At 65.5% G+C, this 18,561-nt stretch carries 15 protein-coding genes; 8 read left to right on the top strand and 7 right to left on the bottom strand.

Annotation, left to right across the window (positions count from 1 at the left end):
- Window positions 1-122 precede the first annotated feature (122 nt).
- The 6 genes from BM175_RS15375 (at window position 123) to lexA (ending at window position 6,279) form a co-directional block, all read left to right on the top strand.
- Window positions 123-2,009 carry a SurA N-terminal domain-containing protein gene (locus BM175_RS15375; RefSeq protein WP_090964519.1) on the top strand — a complete coding sequence of 629 codons (1,887 nt, stop codon included), beginning with the start codon at window positions 123-125 and terminating at the stop codon, window positions 2,007-2,009.
- Window positions 2,006-3,031 carry an anthranilate phosphoribosyltransferase gene (gene trpD / locus BM175_RS15370; protein WP_090964517.1) on the top strand — a complete coding sequence of 342 codons (1,026 nt, stop codon included), beginning with the start codon at window positions 2,006-2,008 and terminating at the stop codon, window positions 3,029-3,031. The genes BM175_RS15375 and trpD overlap by 4 nt, the downstream gene beginning before the upstream one ends.
- 2 nt (window positions 3,032-3,033) lie before the next feature.
- Window positions 3,034-3,834, top strand: coding sequence for an indole-3-glycerol phosphate synthase TrpC (gene trpC, locus BM175_RS15365; protein WP_090964516.1), 801 nt, complete (start codon window positions 3,034-3,036; stop codon window positions 3,832-3,834).
- Entirely contained in the window at window positions 3,831-4,313 is a 483-nt protein-coding gene (moaC, locus tag BM175_RS15360) for a cyclic pyranopterin monophosphate synthase MoaC (protein WP_090964514.1), read from the top strand. Before trpC ends, moaC begins: the two co-directional genes overlap by 4 nt.
- The gene (locus tag BM175_RS15355; RefSeq protein WP_090964512.1) at window positions 4,310-5,530 is read left to right on the top strand and encodes a molybdopterin molybdotransferase MoeA; all 1,221 of its coding nucleotides are present in this window, start codon (window positions 4,310-4,312) and stop codon (window positions 5,528-5,530) included. Before moaC ends, BM175_RS15355 begins: the two co-directional genes overlap by 4 nt.
- A 62-nt stretch (window positions 5,531-5,592) precedes the next feature.
- Complete coding sequence (gene lexA / locus BM175_RS15350) at window positions 5,593-6,279, top strand: transcriptional repressor LexA (RefSeq protein WP_090964510.1); 687 nt, start codon at window positions 5,593-5,595, stop codon at window positions 6,277-6,279.
- On the opposite strand, the gene BM175_RS15345 is transcribed toward lexA, so the two are convergent.
- Window positions 6,233-8,416: a ComEC/Rec2 family competence protein gene (locus tag BM175_RS15345; RefSeq protein WP_342029276.1), complete on the bottom strand. Its 2,184-nt coding sequence runs from the start codon at window positions 8,414-8,416 to the stop codon at window positions 6,233-6,235. The two genes, lexA and BM175_RS15345, sit on opposite strands and share 47 nt — an antisense overlap.
- A gap of 310 nt (window positions 8,417-8,726) precedes the next feature.
- Between BM175_RS15345 and gltX the strand changes: the two genes are divergently transcribed.
- Window positions 8,727-10,148 (top strand): glutamate--tRNA ligase, encoded by a 1,422-nt coding sequence (gene gltX, locus BM175_RS15340; RefSeq protein ID WP_090964506.1) that lies wholly within the window; start codon window positions 8,727-8,729, stop codon window positions 10,146-10,148.
- Between the two features lie 139 nt (window positions 10,149-10,287).
- Window positions 10,288-11,577: a citrate synthase gene (gene gltA, locus BM175_RS15335; protein WP_090964504.1), complete on the top strand. Its 1,290-nt coding sequence runs from the start codon at window positions 10,288-10,290 to the stop codon at window positions 11,575-11,577.
- Between the two features lie 21 nt (window positions 11,578-11,598).
- On the opposite strand, the gene lpxB is transcribed toward gltA, so the two are convergent.
- From lpxB to bamA, 6 genes are read right to left on the bottom strand one after another with little or no spacing between them, the layout of a single operon-like run.
- Entirely contained in the window at window positions 11,599-12,774 is a 1,176-nt protein-coding gene (gene lpxB / locus BM175_RS15330; RefSeq protein ID WP_090964502.1) for a lipid-A-disaccharide synthase, read from the bottom strand.
- A complete protein-coding gene (locus BM175_RS15325) occupies window positions 12,771-13,640 on the bottom strand; it encodes an LpxI family protein (RefSeq protein WP_090964500.1) in 870 nt (289 codons plus the stop codon). The genes lpxB and BM175_RS15325 overlap by 4 nt, the downstream gene beginning before the upstream one ends.
- A 5-nt stretch (window positions 13,641-13,645) precedes the next feature.
- A complete protein-coding gene (lpxA, locus tag BM175_RS15320) occupies window positions 13,646-14,455 on the bottom strand; it encodes an acyl-ACP--UDP-N-acetylglucosamine O-acyltransferase (RefSeq protein WP_090964499.1) in 810 nt (269 codons plus the stop codon).
- The gene (gene fabZ / locus BM175_RS15315; RefSeq protein WP_090964498.1) at window positions 14,452-14,916 is read right to left on the bottom strand and encodes a 3-hydroxyacyl-ACP dehydratase FabZ; all 465 of its coding nucleotides are present in this window, start codon (window positions 14,914-14,916) and stop codon (window positions 14,452-14,454) included. Before fabZ ends, lpxA begins: the two co-directional genes overlap by 4 nt.
- The gene (lpxD, locus tag BM175_RS15310; RefSeq protein ID WP_090964497.1) at window positions 14,894-15,961 is read right to left on the bottom strand and encodes a UDP-3-O-(3-hydroxymyristoyl)glucosamine N-acyltransferase; all 1,068 of its coding nucleotides are present in this window, start codon (window positions 15,959-15,961) and stop codon (window positions 14,894-14,896) included. The genes fabZ and lpxD overlap by 23 nt, the downstream gene beginning before the upstream one ends.
- 19 nt (window positions 15,962-15,980) lie before the next feature.
- Window positions 15,981-18,398: an outer membrane protein assembly factor BamA gene (gene bamA / locus BM175_RS15305; protein ID WP_090964495.1), complete on the bottom strand. Its 2,418-nt coding sequence runs from the start codon at window positions 18,396-18,398 to the stop codon at window positions 15,981-15,983.
- Window positions 18,399-18,561: the final 163 nt, after the last annotated feature.

The following is an 18,561-nucleotide window of genomic DNA, read 5'->3' as shown; positions in this document are numbered from 1 at the left end:
CGCCTTGGTGCTAGCGGCTCGCGCGCGTCGAAATCAAGCGCGTCGTGACGCGGGCCGCGCTTTCCTTCCACGGCCAAAATGCCTATTGCCCTGACGCAAAGAGCAAATCCGGGAGACGGGTGATGATGAATCAGATGCGGCGCGGCGCGTCGAGCTGGGTGGCCAGGATCTTTCTGGGCGCGTTGGCCGTCAGCTTCGTCGGCTGGGGCATCGCCGACGTCCTGCGCAACCGCGACGGCGGCAGCACGATCCTGAGTGCCGGCGAGACGCGCGTCTCGGTTCCGGAGTTCCAGCTCGCCTACCGGCAGGGGCTCAACCGCCTGTCGCAACAGCTTCAACGCCGGCCGAGCACCGAAGAGGCCGAGGCATTCGGCCTCGATCAGGCCGTGTTGTCGCAGCTGACCGCCGGCGCCCTTCTCGACGAGCAGGCCCGCCGCCTCGGCGTCGGCGTCTCCGACGACGGCCTGATCCAGCTCATCCAGAACGAGCCGGCCTTCAAGGACCAGTCCGGCAACTTCTCGCGCAACACGATGCGGGCTGTGCTGGCGAACGCGCAGATCACCGAGCAGTCCTATCTCGAGGACTTGCGCGGCAGCGCGACGCGCAACCAGCTGATCGCGCCGCTCTCCGACGGCGCGACCGTTCCCGCCGCGTTCCTCGAGGCGCTTGGCGCCTATAACGGCGAGCGCCGCACGGTGAACTTCATGCGCCTGACGCCTCCCCCGGTCGACAGCGTCGAGGCGCCGACCAACGAAGCGCTCGACGACTTCTACACGCAGGGCCAGGACGGCTACCGCGCACCCGAATATCGCGGTTTCTCCTACCTGTCGCTCTCGCCCGCTGCGCTCGCCGATCCGGCCGCCGTCACCGACGACGCGGTCGCGGCGAGCTACGGGGCGAACCGTGCGCGCTACACGACGCCGGAGCGCCGCCAGGTCGCGCAGATCGTGTTCGCCGACCGCGCGTCCGCAGATCGTGCCGTGCAGGCGATGGCGTCCGGCACGAGCTTCGCGGATGCGGCCATCACGGAAGGGCGTCAGGTCGCCGACCTTGGCCTCGTACCGCGCTCCGCCATTCCCAATGCGACGCTCGCAGATGCCGCTTTCTCGGCCACCCTGAATACGCCGACCGCCGTGGTCGACGGTCCCTTCGGCCCCGTCATCATGCAGGTCCGGGAGATCGCGCCGGAAGTCGTGCGTCCGCTCGACGAGGTGCGTGACGAGGTGCGAAACGCCCTCGCGCTGGAGGCGGCGAACGCGAAGGTTACAGACGCCTACAACGCGATTTCGGAGGCGATGCAGAACGGCGCGCCGCTGGCCGAGGCCGCGCAGCAGGCCGGCTATGCGCTACAGACGGTGGCGCCGGTCGACGCCTCCGGCAACCCGGCCGACGCGTCCGCTGCCCCAGATCTTCCGGCAAAACCCCAGCTTCTCGCGGCCGTGTTCGCGGCTCAGCCCGGCATGCCGCCGCAGCCGGTCAACTACCAGGGCAACAACTACGTCTTCATCGAACTCGGTGACGTCGTGCCCGCACGAGACCGCCCCTTGGCCGAAGTGCGCGATCGCGTCGTGGCGGACTGGAAGGTCGACGAAGCGGAGCGTCTGATGACCGACCGGGCCGAGGCGTTGGCGGAGCGGATCCGAGGTGGGCAGTCGCTTGCCGACGTCGCAGCGGCGGAAGGCCTTACGGTGGAAACGGCAGCTGCCATCACGCGTGAGAGCGGCCGCGCCGAGATCGGCGAGGCGGCGACGCGCGCCGCCTTCTCCGGTCCGCAGGGTACGGTCGCTGAAGCGCCCGCGCTCGAGTCCGGTCAGGCGGTCGTCCTACAGGTCACGGAGGTCGCCGACGCCGCTGACCCCGCTGCGAACGTCCCCGCGCAGGCGCGCCAGTCGCTGGACGAGACGATGCGCGAGGATCTCTTCCAGAGCTACGTCGCCTACCTCCAGGGATCGATTCCGGTGTCGCTGAACAACGCCGCGCTCCAGCAGGCGAAGGTGGCGGTGCGATGAGCGCCGGCCTGAAGCCGCTGATCGGAAAGGTCGGGGGTGGCGAGGCGCTCTCGCGCGAAGAGGCGCGCGAGGCGTTCGGCATCCTCATGTCCGGCGAGGCCACACCCTCGCAGATCGGCGGTTTCCTGATGGCACTGCGGGTTCGCGGCGAGACCGTCGATGAGATCGCCGGTGCCGTCGACGTCATGCGCGCCAACATGGCGCGAGTGCGCGCGCCGGCCGAGGCGGTCGACATCGTCGGCACCGGGGGCGATCATGCTGGCACCTACAACGTCTCGACCTGTGCGGCCTTCGTGGTGGCCGGATGCGGCGTGCCTGTCGCCAAGCACGGGAACCGGGCCCTGTCGTCGCGCTCGGGTTCGGCCGATGTCCTCGCGGCGCTTGGCGTTGACGTCGACCTGACGCCCGGGGAGATTTCGAAGGTCGCCGAGCGCGCCAACCTATGTTTCATGTTCGCGCCGACCCATCATGCGGCGATGCGCTTCGTCGGCCCGTCGCGCGTCGAACTCGGCACGCGCACGATTTTCAACATGCTCGGACCGCTCGCCAATCCCGCCGGCGTTCGCCGCCTTCTGGTGGGTGTCTATGCCGCCGAGTGGATTTGGCCGATCGCCGAAGCCCTTCTGGCGCTCGGCACGCAGGCTGCATGGGTCGTGCACGGCAACGGCCTCGACGAGATCACGAATTGCGGTCCGACGACCGTCTGCGAGATCCGTGACGGGTCGATCCGCGAGTTCACGATCGAACCGGAAACGTTCGGCTTCGAACGCCGCCGTCTTGCCGATATCGTCGGCGGCGATGCCATCCAGAACGCCGCCGCACTTCGATCCGTCCTGGCGGACGAGCCAAGCGCCTATCGAGACATCGTGCTTCTGAACGCGGGCGCTGCACTTGTCGTCGCAGACCGCGTTGCGAACCTCGCAGAAGGGCTGGTCATGGCGCGGGACTCGTTGGCGAGCGGGCAGGCGCGGGATGCACTTGACCGGCTGGTCTCCGCAACCGGCAGCGCGAAGGGAGCCTGACGATGTCCGATATCCTGGCGAAGATCGAGGCCTACAAGCGCGATGAGATCGCAAAGGCAAAGGCGAGCGTTTCGGCTGGCGAACTCACCCGACGCATCGCTGCCGGCCAGCCGCCGCGCGATTTCACGTCGGCCATCCGCAGGAAGCACCAGGCCGGGGACTTCGCGCTGATCGCAGAAGTGAAGAAGGCCAGCCCCTCGAAAGGACTGATCCGGGAGGAATTCGATCCCGCTTCACTCGCGGAAGCCTACGAGCGGGCTGGCGCCGCCTGCCTCAGCGTGCTGACGGATGCACCGTCCTTTCAAGGTGCTCCGGAGTTTCTGACCGCCGCCCGGAACGCGACCACCCTGCCCGCCCTGCGCAAGGATTTCCTGTTCGACACTTACCAGGTGCTGGAAGCGCGAGCGTGGGACGCGGACGCGATCCTGATCATCATGGCGTCGGTCGACGACGCCCTGGCTGCTGATCTGGAGGCTGCGGCCGACGATCTCGGCATGGCGGCGCTGATCGAGGTGCATGACGAGGCCGAGACGGAGCGGGCCTTGAAGCTCCGCTCGCCGTTGATCGGCGTCAACAACCGCAACCTGCGAACCTTTGCGGTCGATCTTGCCGTGAGCGAGAGGCTGGCGGGCATGGTGGGAAGCGACCGAATTTTGGTGGGCGAGAGTGGCATCGGCGGCCACGAGGATTGCCGTCGGCTGCATCGCTCGGGAATTTCCACCTTCCTGATCGGCGAAAGCCTGATGCGACACGCGGACGTCGAGAATGCCACGCGGGCGCTTCTGACGGGCGCTGCGGCATGAGCGGCGATCGCCTGACCCACCTGGACGAAGCCGGCAACGCGGCGATGGTCGATGTCGGCGCGAAGGATGCGACAGTCCGCGAAGCCACCGCCGAAGGGTTGGTGCTGATGGCGGCCGAGACGCTGGACATGATCCGCTCCGGCTCGGCAAAGAAGGGCGATGTTCTCTCGATCGCGCGCATCGCCGGCATCATGGCGGCCAAGCGCACGCACGAACTCATTCCCCTCTGTCATCAGCTGCTGCTCGAGAAGGTGTCCGTCGATCTGGAGATCCAGCCGGCGCTCCCCGGAATCCGGGTCACGGCGAGCGCACGCGTGACCGGCAAGACCGGCATCGAGATGGAGGCGCTTACCGCCGTCTCCATCGCATGCCTCACGATTTACGACATGGCCAAGGCCGTCGACCGGGGCATGTCGATCACGGCCATCCGTCTCGTCGAGAAGACGGGCGGGCGTTCGGGACACTGGTCGGCCTCATGACGCTGGTTCCGTTCGACGATGCCGTTGAACGGCTGCTTCGCGATGTCAGCCCTGTCGACGGCATCGAAGCCATCGCGATCGAAGACGCGTGTGGACGCGTCCTACCCGCCGACCTCGACGCGCGCCGGACCCAACCTGCGTTCGATGCTTCCGCGATGGATGGGTACGCGGTGCGTGCGGCGGACCTGACCGGCCCCTCCCCCGTTCTGAGGGTCGTCGGGGAGTCGGCGGCGGGGCATGCCTTCTCCGGCAGTCTGTCGACTGGCGAGGCGGTGCGCATCTTCACCGGCGCGCCGGTCCCCGATGGTGCGGATGCGGTGGTCATTCAGGAAAATACGGATCGACCCGCTGAGTCTGAGGTCCGCATTCTGGAACGCGTCGAGCCCGGGGCGAACATTCGCCGCGCCGGCAACGATTTCCGCCTCTCCGACGTCCTCGCGCCAGCCGCGTCCCGGCTGACACCCGCTGCCTGCGCCCTCGCGGCAAGCGGCGGCTATGGAACGATCGAAGTCCGGCGACGGGTGCGTGTCGCCATCGCGGCCACGGGCGACGAACTGGTTCCTCCGGGCACGCCGGCGGGACCCTCGCAGACCGTCGCATCCAACACGCTGGCCATCTCGATGATCGTTCACGTGATCGGTGGCTCTGTCATCGACCTCGGGATCATCCCCGATCGCCGGGACGATCTCGCGTCGGCCATCGAGCGGGCCCAGAACGCAAGGGCCGACATCCTGGTGACCGTGGGCGGCGCATCGGTGGGCGACCACGATCTCGTCGGACCGGTCCTCACCGAAGCCGGTGCCACGCTCGATTTCTGGCGGGTCGCAATGCGGCCGGGAAAACCGTTGATGGCTGGCTCGCTAGGCCCTATGCGAATCCTTGGTCTACCGGGAAACCCAGCGTCCAGCCTCGTCACCGCCGAACTGTTCCTGCGCCCGCTGATCGAGAAACTGTCCGGCGCCGCTCCCGTCAGGCGCCGGAGACGCGGCATCCTTGGGCTCGACGTCAAGGCCAACGACAAGCGGACGGACTTCCTGCGCGCCCACATCCAAATCGACCCCGCCGGCTCGCCATGCCGCGTCGTGCCGCTGCCTCGGCAGGACTCCTCGCTTCTCTCGGTTTTCGCGCGTGCCGACGTTCTCCTCGTTCGCCCGGCCTTCGCGCCGGCTGCCGTCGCAGGCGAGCCGTGCGAGTACGTTATGCTGACCACCGGATGATCCTTGCAGAACACAAACAGAACAGCTAGGTTTGTTCAGGTTTTGTTTCGAGGAATCGTCCCATGCTGACGCGCAAGCAGCACGAGCTTCTGATGTTCATTCATGAGCGTCTGCAATCGGTGGGCGTCCCTCCGTCCTTCGACGAGATGAAGGACGCCTTGGATCTCCGTTCGAAGTCCGGCATCCACCGCCTGATCACGGCGCTCGAGGAGCGCGGCTTTATCCGGCGCCTACCAAATCGGGCGCGGGCGCTGGAGGTGGTGAAGCTGCCGGAGTCCGCAGCCAAGGCCGCGGCCGCGCCGCCTGCCTCTCGTCCGTCCAACGTGGAGCCCTTGTTCAAGACACCGCGAGCCGTCGAACGCGACGTTTCCTCCGTGCCGGTCATGGGGCGCATCGCAGCCGGTGTTCCGATCTCGGCCATTCAGCAGAACACGCACGACATCGTCGTGCCGCTCGAGATGCTTGGATCCGGCGAACATTACGCGCTGGAGGTCAAGGGCGACTCGATGATCGAGGCCGGGATCCTGGATGGGGATACCGTCGTGATTCAGCGTAGCGAGTCGGCGAGCGCTGGAGAAATCGTGGTCGCGCTCGTCGATGATGAGGAAGCCACGCTGAAACGATTTCGCCGCAAGGGCGGCATGGTGGCGCTCGAGGCCGCCAATCCGGCTTACGAGACGCGTCTGCTGGGCGCTGATCGCGTCAAGGTTCAGGGGAAACTGGTGGGGCTGATCCGGCGCTATCACTGACAGCGCGACGATCCTCGACGCGACCTTTCGTTTCGGCCGTCGCGCTGTCCGGTTTGCGCCAGTACTCGGGCCATGCCGCGAAGCGATGGCGATTCCACGCCTGCGGCTCAGTCGGTATGGAATGGCGCACTTCGATCGTTGCGTCGGAGGCGCGGGAGATCGCGAGAGAGCCGGTTCGGCGCAGGGTCCTCAACGTGAGCAGTCGTGCATCACCGGTCCGGCAGGCGTTCGCCCGGACAGCCCGCGCCATGATGGCGATGTCACTGTCGCGGCAGACGTCGTCGAGCTTCTGATAATCATCGCTCCACCCGATCCGGAGTCCGGACCGGGTTAGTCCGCGACAGATGCCGTCTTCGCATCGGAATGCTTCGGCGCTGGAAAGATTGGACGTCACGGCGCTGTCCGTCGTTGGGGCGGACACCAAGCTAGTCCGGCTGTGACTTGCCCGCCGTCCCGGCTCGGTTTGCAACGCGCGTCGCCACTGGTCCCAGACGAAGGTGGATGGTCGTGGCTGGACGGAGTGCAGTTGCCCGTCCCTATCGATCAAAGCGAGTTCGCGACCGTCCTCGAAGAGCAAGAGCTCCGGAGCAGGTCCGGGACGCAAGAGCGCAAAGCCGATGGCAATCGGCGCAAGCGCGAACCAGCGAAGTCCGCTGGCGGAAAAGGAGACGATGAGGATCGCGGCCGAAAAGCAGATGAGTGCTCGGCCGCTGATCAGGCCGGTCGGATAGTCCGGAAATGCGTCGGCGAGATAGGCAGCCAGGGCGAAGACGAGGTCGAGGCCCCACCCCATCGCCTTGAGTGGAAGAACGTGAAGGCCGAACGGCATAGCCAGCACGGCCAGCATCGCAAACGGCATGATCCAAAAGCTGAAGAGAGGCGTCGCCACGATGTTGGCGATGAGCGAGAACGGAGCGCCGCGCTGGAAGTGGTAGATCGCGTACGGCGCGGTAGTGGCACCGGCAATCAGCGACGACATCGCCATGCCCAGAAGAATGAGGCTCAGCCATCGGATCGACAGGCCTTCCCTGTGCTGGCCCTCGTTTCGCCGGGACTGCCATCGAGCGTAGGCGCCATATGCGCCGATCAATGCCGCCGTTGCCGCGAAGGACATCTGAAAAGTCGCGGTCGGTACGACGTGAGGCGACAGCGCGACGACAACGACCGCAGCGATGCAGACGTTTCGTAAGGTCAGCGCAGGCTGATCGAGAAGCACCGCACCCAGCATGACCGCGATCATGACGAAGGAACGCTCCGTCGCGGCGTTGTCGCCGGCGAGAAGGAAGTAGAAGCCGGTCCCTACGAGGGCAACGACCGCCGCCAGTTTCTTGATCGGCCAACGGAGAGCCATCGGCACGACGGTCGCGAGGCCGAGGCGCGTGACGAGAAGGAAGAAACCGGCGACGAGCGCCATGTGAAAGCCGCTGATCGACAGCACATGCGCCAGCCCCGTGACGCGCAGATCCTCGTTGATCTCCTCCGGGATTCCGGCTCGCTCCCCGGTCACGAGGGCCGAGGCGACCGCACCTGTCGCGCCCGGAAGGACGGCCCGAATTGTCTCCCCCATAGCAAGTCGCAGCGTCGCGATGCGGTCCGAGATCGACGGGTCGCGCAATGCGCCCGGTGGTGCCGGCGCGCCGAGCGAGAACCCGTAGGCTCCCAGCCCCCCGAAGTATGACCCGAAGGCGAAATCGTGCGCACCGGGATAGGCCGGCCCCGAAGGTGGACGCAGGCGCACCAGCCCTCGATAGGTCGAGCCGATGGGCAAGGGCTCGTGTCGGCTCGAAACAACGATCCGCGCGCGCTCCGGCGGTCGTGAGAGGACCGGGCGCTCCGTCGATTCGATTTCGACGATGTATCGATAGCGACCACGATCGTCCTGCTCCCGCGCCACCACCGGCCCGGCGATCCGCACCGTCGCCTCGCCCGAGAAAAGCGTCGTCTCGGTGCGGGCGCGCTCCGCGATGCAGGCGGCGAAGCCCGCCGCAAGACCGAGCCCGACGACGCCGCCGACACGGAACGAGCGTGCCATTCCTGGCAGAGCGAGCGAAAGGGCACCGACGCCCGCGAGAAGCGCGATCGCCACGAGACCCGGCTGGAACGTCGTTCGGTAAAACGTCGCCGCGGCTGCGATCATCGCGATCGGAAAGAGCGCGAACGCCGTGCGCGAACGCTCCTCCAGCGCGACCTGACGTGCCAGCCACGCGCGCATCGCGGCAAGGCGGGGCAGCGAGGACGGACCGCTCTTGCCGGCCCGGCTGCCGAGCGATGGTGTCGTGACGCTATGTCCCCTGGTCGTCACATCGGTTCGCTTCGCTTGTCTCGCCTTCCCGCTATGCTACACCACGGGCCGAGAAAGACAGGCATCGTCCCGCCGGCTCTGCACAGACCATTTCGGACCTCGTGTCCGACGGCTGGCGCGATTCTTCCACCTTCGAGGACCTTCCATGACCGACCGCGTCGTAACCCGGTTCGCACCGTCGCCGACGGGCTATCTTCATATCGGTGGCGCGCGTACGGCGCTCTTCAACTGGCTGTACGCTCGCAAGACGGGCGGCAAGATGCTGCTGCGCATCGAGGATACCGACCGCGAGCGTTCCACCGAACCCGCTGTGAAGGCGATCATCGACGGTCTGCATTGGCTCGGTCTCGACGCCGACGAGCCGCCGGTTTCCCAGTTCGAGCGCGCGCCGCGTCACCGTGAGGTGGCCGAGGAACTGGTTGCGGCCGGAAAGGCCTATTACTGCTACGCCTCCCCGGCCGAACTCGACGAGATGCGCGAGAAAGCCAAGGCGGAGAAGCGCCCCCCGCGCTACGACGGACGCTGGCGCGACCGCGACCCGTCCGAGGCGCCGGCGGGTGTCAGACCCGTGATCCGCATCAAGGCTCCGCTCGACGGCGAGACGGTGGTGCACGACCGCGTTCAGGGTGAAGTCCGCTTTCCCAACAAGGACCTCGACGACTTCATTCTCCTTCGCTCGGACGGGACGCCGACCTACATGCACGCGGTCGTCGTCGACGACCACGACATGGGCGTCACGCATATCATTCGCGGTGACGATCACCTGACTAACGCCGGTCGCCAGACGTTGATCTACAAGGCGATGGGCTGGGACGTTCCCGTCTTCGCCCATATTCCGCTCATCCACGGTGCGGACGGGGCGAAGCTGTCGAAGCGACATGGTGCCCTGGGCGTCGAGGCCTATCGCGAGATGGGTTATCTCCCGGTCGGCCTGAAGAATTACCTCGTGCGTCTCGGCTGGAGCCATGGGGACGAGGAGATCATCTCGCCCGAGGACATGATCGCCTGGTTCGACATCGACGATGTGAATCGTGGCGCGGCGCGTTTCGATTTCGCCAAGCTCGATGCCGTAAACGGTCACTGGATCCGTATGAGCGTGGATGCCGATCTCGTCGATCACCTGATGGACGTGCGCGAGCACCTGCCGAACGGCGCTATCCTGCGCTCGGCGCCCGACGACGTGGTGCGTAACCGTCTGCTGCGCGCGATGCCGGGCCTCAAGGAGCGCGCCAAGACGCTGGTCGAGCTGACGGAGAGCGCTGCCTATCTCTTTGCCTCGCGTCCCCTGCCCATCGACCCGAAGGCGGAGGAGATCCTAGCCGGTGGCGGGCGGGAGGTCGTCTCGGGGCTGCTGCCGGCCCTCGAAGCCCTGACCGAGTGGAATGCCGGCTCCATTGAAGCCGTCGTCCGCGACTATGCGGAGCGTGAAGGCCTGAAGCTCGGTAAGGCCGCGCAGCCGCTGCGCGCCGCCCTCACCGGCAAGACGACCTCTCCCGGCGTCTTCGACGTGCTCGACGTCCTTGGGCGTGATGAAACATTGGCCAGGCTGCGCGATCAGGCTGCATGAACCCTTGGCCTGCACTGGCGCTTAAGAGAGTGCGGTGCAATAATTCCGTACGATATCGGCATCGAACGTGCGCTCGGCGCATTCCCTGCCGATCGGCTCTCGCCGGGCGCTGCCCGGCGGACATCCAGAAGGGGAACGAATGACCGATTCGGCGAAACTGACCTTGGGCCCGAAGGAAACCGAGCTTAAGCTGCGCCACGGGACGATCGGTCCCGATGTTGTCGACATCGCGGCGCTCTACAAGGATACCGGGCTCTTCACCTACGACCCGGGCTTTACGTCAACCGCTTCCTGCGAATCAAAGATCACCTTCATCGACGGCGACGAAGGTGTGCTGCTGCACCGGGGCTATCCGATCGACCAGCTCGCCGAGCGCGGCAACTTCCTCGAGACCTGCTATCTCCTACTCTACGGCGAACTGCCGACCGCCGCCGAGATGAACGACTTCACCTACCGCGTGACGCGCCACACCATGGTGCATGAGCAGATGTCGCGCTTCTACACTGGCTTCCGTCGCGACGCGCATCCGATGGCCGTGATGGTCGGTTCGGTCGGCGCACTCTCGGCCTTCTACCACGACTCGACCGACATCGCGGACCCGCACCAGCGGATGGTCGCCTCGATCCGCATGATCGCGAAGACACCGACGCTGGCGGCCATGGCCTACAAGTATCACATCGGCCAGCCGTTCGTTTACCCGCGCAACGACCTCTCCTACGCGGAAAACTTCTTGCATATGTGCTTCGCGGTGCCCTGCGAGCCGTATCAGATCAACCCGGTGCTGGCCCGCGCCATGGACCGTATCTTTACGCTCCATGCCGACCACGAACAGAACGCCTCGACCTCGACGGTGCGTCTCGCCGGTTCGTCCGGCGCCAACCCGTTCGCCTGCATTGCGGCCGGCATCGCCTGCCTGTGGGGTCCGGCGCATGGCGGCGCCAACGAGGCGGCGCTCAACATGCTGGCCGAGATCGGCAGCAAGGACCGCATTCCGGAGTTCATCGCGCGGGCCAAGGACAAGAACGATCCGTTCCGCCTGATGGGCTTCGGCCATCGAGTGTACAAGAACTACGATCCGCGCGCGAAGATCATGCAGCAAACCTGCCACGAGGTGCTGACCGAGCTCGGCATCAAGGACGATCCGCTGCTCGAGGTCGCGATGGAACTTGAACAGATCGCGCTGCACGATCCGTACTTCATCGAGAAGAAGCTCTACCCGAACGTCGATTTCTACTCCGGAATCACGCTGAAGGCGCTCGGCTTCCCGACCGAGATGTTCACCGTGCTCTTCGCGGTCGCCCGCACCGTCGGCTGGATCGCGCAGTGGAAAGAGATGATCGAGGATCCGCATCAGCGTATCGGCCGCCCTCGCCAGCTCTACACCGGCGCGGCCCAGCGCGATTATACCCCGGTCGACGCCCGCGGCTGACCTCGGGCAACATGAGATCGATCAGACGGGCGCTTCGGCGCCCGTTTTCCTTTCGGCCTGCATGTCGAGGATGATCCGGGCAGCGGCAACTCCCGGCACCTCCGGCACGGTCATCGCCGCTCGGATCGCTTCGAAACCTGCTATCTGCGCCGCTCGCTCGGGCGTCCGCGTCATCAATCTTTCGAGCCGTCGCGCCAGATGCTCCGGCTGGATTGTCTCATGAAAATGCTCAGGCACCAGCGGGTGCCCCGCCACGAAATTCGGCAGGGCGGCCGTCCAACCGGTCATCAGGTGACGCAGGCGATAGGATATGGGGTCCAGCCGATAGGCCAGAACCATCGGCACCGCTGCGAGCGCCAACTCCAGCGCGACCGTGCCGGAAGCCGCGATCGCCGCGTCGGCTTCGGAAAAGGCCTGCCATTTGGCATCCTCGCCTTCGACCAACTCCGGACGAATCGACCAGGATCGTAGCTTCTCCTCGATCAGCGGGCGCACGCGGGAAACGGCGGGCAGCACGCCGCGCAGGTTCGGCACCCGCTCGGACAAATCCGCGAAGGTCCGGCCGAAATCGTCCATTAGTCGCGTGATTTCGCCGCGGCGCGAGCCGGGTAGTATCAGGAGCGTCGGGCGCGTCGCCGGCTGGCGCGAGCCAATTGCCGCATCCCGCTCGAGAATGGTGCGAAGGTGCGGATCCGCCATGATCGGATGGCCGATATAGGATGCCGGCGGCCCGCCGTGGCGCTGCAGTGCCTCCGGTTCGAACGGAAACAGGCACAGCGTCCGGTCGACCGCGGACGACAGCTTGCGAGCACGCTCCGGGCGATAGGCCCAGATCGCAGGCGGCACGACGTTCACGAACACCGTCTCAGGGAGGCTCGGTCGAAGCTTCGCTGCCACGCGGTTGGAGAAGGTGAAACTGTCGATCGTGACGATGACATCGGGGCGCTGCGCCCGCAGGAACCCGATGGTCTGATTGAGCCGTCCCAGAAGCTTCGGCAGTCGAGCGACGATGGCTCCGATGCCGATGATCGACAATTCCTCGATGTCGAACAGCGACTCGAGCCCCTCGGCACGCATCGACGGACCGCCCAACCCGATCGCCGAGATCGTCTCGGGCGCCATCCGCTTGAGATGACGCAGAAGATCGGCACCGATCCGGTCCGCCGACTCCTCCCCCAAGATGAACGCCACCTTCATGTCGCCCCGCCCTCCTCCTCGGCTGATGCCCCGGTCACAAAGAGACCTTTGGCATCGGCGGCGTCCACGACCCGTCCCACTTCGAGGATCAGGGAACGGCCAGGCGTCAGACCGATGCCGCGCAGCCCGGCGGCGCGAGCCTGCTCGATCGTCTCGGTCCCGATGCTCGGAAGATCGAAGCGCTCGTCTTGTTGAGGCTTGAAGGCCTTGAAGAGGACGCAGGGCTCCCCTCGTCCGATCCGCCCGTTCGCGCGCAACTCGCCGACCCGCTCCAGCATGGCGCGCGTCCCTTCGATCCCCTCGACCGCAATGATGCGATCGGGCGAAGCGACGACCGCCTGCCCGATATCGAGGCGTCCGATCTCCGTTGCCGCCGCGGACGCACGCTGGAGAGCCAGCCGGTCGGATTTGTCCGGCGTCTGCAGTGTCAGCGTTCCCAAGGGCGTCAGGACGTTGCGGAGTATCGAATGGACCGAGACGACCTCGAACCCTCGGCGCTCGAAGAGGCCGGCGACGGCTCGCAGCAGGCTGTCGTCGCCGCCGCGCACCATGCGCAGCAACTCCGGCATCAACCTCAGCGTCCGAAGACTCGGGATCATCGAGCGATAGTCCGGCCGGACGGAGATCGTGCCGCAGAATACGACGCGGCTGACCCCGTGTTCCGACAACCGACTGAAAACGTCGCCGGTCTTCGACCAGGGTAACCGGACAACGCAGTAGCCGGGCCATTCCTGTCTCAGGCCGTCGGCGATCGCGATGATGACCGGTGTCAGCCCCGCATCGCGCGCTGCCTCGGCGACCAGCCGGGGCAGGACACCGCCGGCGGCGATGATCCCGAGCCGCGTTTCGGTCGGCCCCGTTCCCATTGGGTTCAGTTCGGTCGAACGCTACGGGGGAAGCAGATGGCGCGGTCGCCCCCCGCGCGGATGAAACCAAGGAGGTCCTGCACCAGCGGATCGTTGGGATATTCCGACTCGACCTCGTCGAGATTTTCCCGGAACGTCAGATCGTCCGAGAACAACATCCGGTAAGCCTTCCGGACATTGCGGATCGCGTCGCGGTTGAACCCGGCGCGCTTCATGCCGATCACATTGAGACCGCTGAGATAGGCACGGTTGCCGAGCACCATTCCAAAGGGGATGACGTCGCCTTCCACGGCGGCGAGACCGCCCACATAGGCATGGTGCCCGATGCGGGTGAACTGGTGGATGCCGGACCCGCCCGCGATCGTCGCAAAGTCGCCCACGACGCAGTGACCAGCCAGCATGACGTTGTTGATCAGCGTGACGTTGTTGCCGATCACGCAGTCATGCGCGACATGAGCGCCGGTGAAGAAAGCGCAATTGTCTCCGACCTTCGTCTCGGACAGGCCCTGGATCGTTCCGGGATTCATCGTGACATGCTCACGGATCAGACAGTTCCTGCCGATCACCAGTCGCGTGTCCTCACCCATATACTTGAGGTGCTGAGGCTCGTTTCCGATGGATGCGAATGGATGGATCCGCGCACCCTCGCCGATCGTCGTGTTTCCCGCCAGGACGACATGCGACTTCAGACGAGCGCCAGCTCCGAGTACGACGTTCGGCCCGATGACGCAGAACGGGCCGATCTCGCATCCGTCGCCGATCTGTGCGCCGTCCTCGATGATCGAGGACGGATGAATCGTGGACGTGCTGCTCACTTTGCGTCGCCGGGCACGAGCATCGCGCTGATCGACGCTTCCGCGACCTTCGAACCGCCGACGATGCCAGCGCAGTCGAACTTCCAGATGTTGCCGCGCTTCTTCGTCTGGGTCACGTGGTACTCGAGCAGATCACCCGGTACGACGGGCTTACGGAATTTCGCGCCGTCGATCGTCATGAAGTAGACGATCGAATTCGCGTCGCCGCCTGTCGCCTTCTGGCAGATCGCGCCCGCGGTCTGCGCCATGCCTTCGATGATCAGGACGCCCGGCATGACCGGATAATCCGGAAAATGCCCCTGAAAATGCGGCTCGTTCGCCGTGACGTTCTTCAGCCCACGCGCACTGCGATCGCCGTCGATATCGACGATCCGGTCGACCAGCAGAAAAGGATAGCGATGCGGAAGAAGCTTCAGGATCCCGAGGATATCCAGGCTTTCAAGCGTCGTCGTTTCCGTCATCCCCACCCGCCGTCTTCTGCTTTTCCCTTGGCGACCCTCGCAGGGATGCCATGTGCCGCAACCAATCCTTCACCGGCCGAGCCGGCACTCCGCCCCAACGCGCGCCGGCCGGAACATCCGACGCCACGACGCTGACGCCAGCGATTTGCGCGCCGTCTCCCACGGTCACGTGACCGTTGAAACCCGTCTGCCCGCCGATCGAAACCCCGTTGCCGATCGTCACGCTGCCCGCGATGCCGACCTGGCCGACGATTACGCAATGACGGCCGATCACCACGTTGTGCGCGACCTGCACGAGATTGTCGATCTTCGTGCCCTCGCCCACGACCGTATCACGAACCGCGCCACGATCGATCGTGGTGTTGGCACCCACTTCGACGTGATCCTGCAGGATCACGCGCCCCACCTGGACCTGCTTCATCAGGCCTTGAGGCCCCGGCACGTAGCCAAAACCATCCTGCCCGACGCGCACGCCCGGATGAAGGATCACATGGTTGCCGATCAACGCATGCTGGATGCTGACGTGGCTTCCGATGCTGCAATCGCGGCCGATCTGGCATCCGGCCGCGATGACCGCACCGCTCGAAACAACCGTGCCCGCTCCAATCGCCACATCAGGACCGATGACCGCGAACGGTTCGACCGTCACGCCAGCCTCGAGACGCGCTGACGGATGCACGCTCGCCTGATCGGAAACCGAGCCGGCCTCGAAGCTCGATCGCGGCCTCATGGCATTAGGATAGAGCTCACGGCCCACTTGCGCGAACGCGATGACCGGCCTCTTGGCAAGGATCGCGACCACGCCCTCCGGCACCAGCGCGGCAAAGCGAGGCGCCGTGATCACAGCGCTCGCTCGCGTCGACCGAAGGGCCGCCTCGTAGCGAAGGGTATCGAAGAAGCTGACGTCGTCCGGGCCGGCCTGGTCGAGCGACGCGATGCCGTTGACCGTGCGGTCTGCGAACTGCGGCTCCACGGACGCGCCGCAGACGGAACAAAGCTCGGCAAGGGTCAGACCCTTGCCGAGCTTGAAAAAGGAATGGGCCATCCGAGCCTTGTCTCGCCGCTCAGAAGCGCGACGAGAAGCCGAACGAGAACTCCTGCGTGCGGTCGTAATCTTCCTTCGCCAACGGCACGGCGTAGTTGACGCGCAGCGGTCCGAACGGCGACGCCCAGATGAGGCCGACACCGGCGGAGGCGCGCAGAGCGAAGTCGTCGCCCTGGATGCCGAACTGGTTTTCGACGTTGTCGACGCCCCAGAGCGAACCGGCATCCGCGAAGGCCGCACCGCGGAAGCCGAAATCGCGCGAGACCAGCGGGAGCGGGAAGGTCGCTTCCGCCGAGGCATTCACGTAGTTCGTGCCGCCAATCGCCACGCCGTTCTGGCGCGGGCCGAGGCCCTGATACTTGAAGCCGCGGACGATGTCCTGCCCCTTGAAGAAGTTATCGAACACACGCAGATCATCCCCGAGCGACGCGACGTTGCCGCCGCCACCGCTCAGCTGACCGATCACGTCGTACTCTTCCGATAGAAGGCTGAACCAGGACGCCCGCGCCGTGGTGCGGATGAACTGCGCATCGCCACCGAGACCGGCGACTTCCTGACCGACCTGCGCGAACAGACCGTCACGCGGGTCCTGCTGATTGTCGAGCGTGTTGTAGGTCAACGCGTAGGAGATCGACGAGGTGGTGTACGGGCTATCGCAAATCGCCTGGTTGATGATCGGCGACAGCGTGTAGAGCGGTGCGACGACAGAGTTGGCGCAGGTCGAGAACTGCTGGACCCCGTTGATCACGAGCGGGAAACCGTTCGCGTCGCGCAGAGCGATGCCCTGCTTGTCGCCGAACGTCTCTTCCTTGTAGTTGTAGGCGATCTGCGCCGTGAGATCCTCGGTGATCGGTGCCGCGAGACGCAGCGAACCGCCCGTGCGCGTGATGTCGTAGGCCGTCGAGGACGAGTTTTCGGTGCGGTAGATATCAAAGCCGGCCGCGAGGCGGCGACCGAGGAAATAGGGCTCGGTGAACGACAGGTTGTAGCTGCGCGTCTCCTCGCCGAAACCGGCCGAAACCTTCACGAACTGGCCGCGACCGAGGAAGTTGCGCTCGGTGATGCTGACTTCGGCCACCGGACCGGCGTTCTCGCCGCCGGTCGTGTAGCCGCCGCCCACCGAGAACTCGCCCGTCGACTGCTCGTCGACCTGAACGATCACGACGACACGGTCGGGCTGGCTGCCGGGTGCGGTCGAGACGTTGACGGTCTTGAAGAAGCGCAGGCCCTCGAGGCGCTTCTTGGCGCGCTGCACGAGAACCTGATTGAAGGCGTCGCCTTCCGACACGTCGAACTCGCGACGGATAACGTAGTCACGGGTCTTCGTGTTGCCGCGCACCTCGATGCGCTCGACATAGGCGCGCGGACCCTGGTCGATGACGTAGTCGATCGAGATCGTGTTGTTGGCGAAGTCGCGATCGCCGCGCGGGGTGACCTGCGCGAACGCGTAGCCCCGGTTCGCGACGGCGTTGGTCAAGGAGACAAGCGACTCCTCGATCTGCTCGGCGCTATAGACATCGCCGGTCTTGGTCTTCAGCTCGCCACGGAGCGTCTCGCCATCGATGCCGGGAACGGTCGAATCGATGTTGATGTTGCCGTAGGCGTAGCGCTCGCCCTCATCCACCGTAATGGTGACGAAGTACTGGTTCTTCGCGGCGTCGAGTTCGGCGACAGACGACACGATGCGGAAGTCCGCATAGCCGCGATTGAAGTAGAAGCGACGCAGCGCCTCCTCGTCGGCGCGCAGGCGGTCCTCGTCGTAGATGTCGTTGCGCTGCAGGAAGCTGAAGATGCCCGACTCGCGCAGCGAGATCACTTCCTTCAGCCGGCCGTCGCCGAAAGCGTTGTTGCCGACGAAGTTGATGCTCTCGACGCGGGTGCGGTCGCCTTCCTGGATGTCGTAGACGACGTTGACGCGATTGCCCTCGGCCGGAACCGTGCGAACCGAGACGACCGCGTCGGAACGTCCGATGCGGGTGTAAGCAGCGCGGATCGCCTCGACGTCGGCCTGGGCCGTGGAGGCGTTGTACGGCTCGCGAGTCGCGGTCTGGACCGTCGCGGCCAGCTGCTCGTTCTTGATCTTGTTGTTGCCCTGGAAGATCACCTCGCCGACGATCTGGTTCTCGTCGACCTCGATGATCAGGGAGCCGCCGGACTGGCGAGCGCGAACATCCGAGAAAAGGCCTGTGCCGAAGAGGCGCGTCACGGCGGCGTCGACGTCGGCGTCCGAGACGTTCTGGCCTGCCCGGATCTGCGCGACGTTGCGCACGGTCTCGGCATCCACGCGCTGATTGCCGCGCACCTCGATCCGGTTGACCACGGCGGCGAAAGCTTGGGACATGGTCCCCAGCTCAAGGGTGATGACCGAAGCTGCCAGAACCGTGGACGAAAGAGCCGCCGCCGACAGGGCGTTCAAAAGCTTCGATCCAGCCTGCATAGGGCTACTACCTTTTCTCATTCCGCCGATGGCACGAGTGCGAGACTCGGCATGCCCGTGCGTTTCTATCGGCTTTACGGAGCCGTTCAACCAAACTGGACGGATTCCGTTTAGGAATCACAAAACCGTTGCACGGTCGCCACGCCGGCCACCGTTATGGTTA

The sequence above is a fragment of the Aureimonas phyllosphaerae genome (assembly GCF_900113065.1).
Taxonomy (GTDB): domain Bacteria; phylum Pseudomonadota; class Alphaproteobacteria; order Rhizobiales; family Rhizobiaceae; genus Aureimonas; species Aureimonas phyllosphaerae.
The sequence above is the reverse complement of the archived record's forward strand: the minus strand, read 5'-3'. Positions and strand labels throughout refer to the sequence as shown.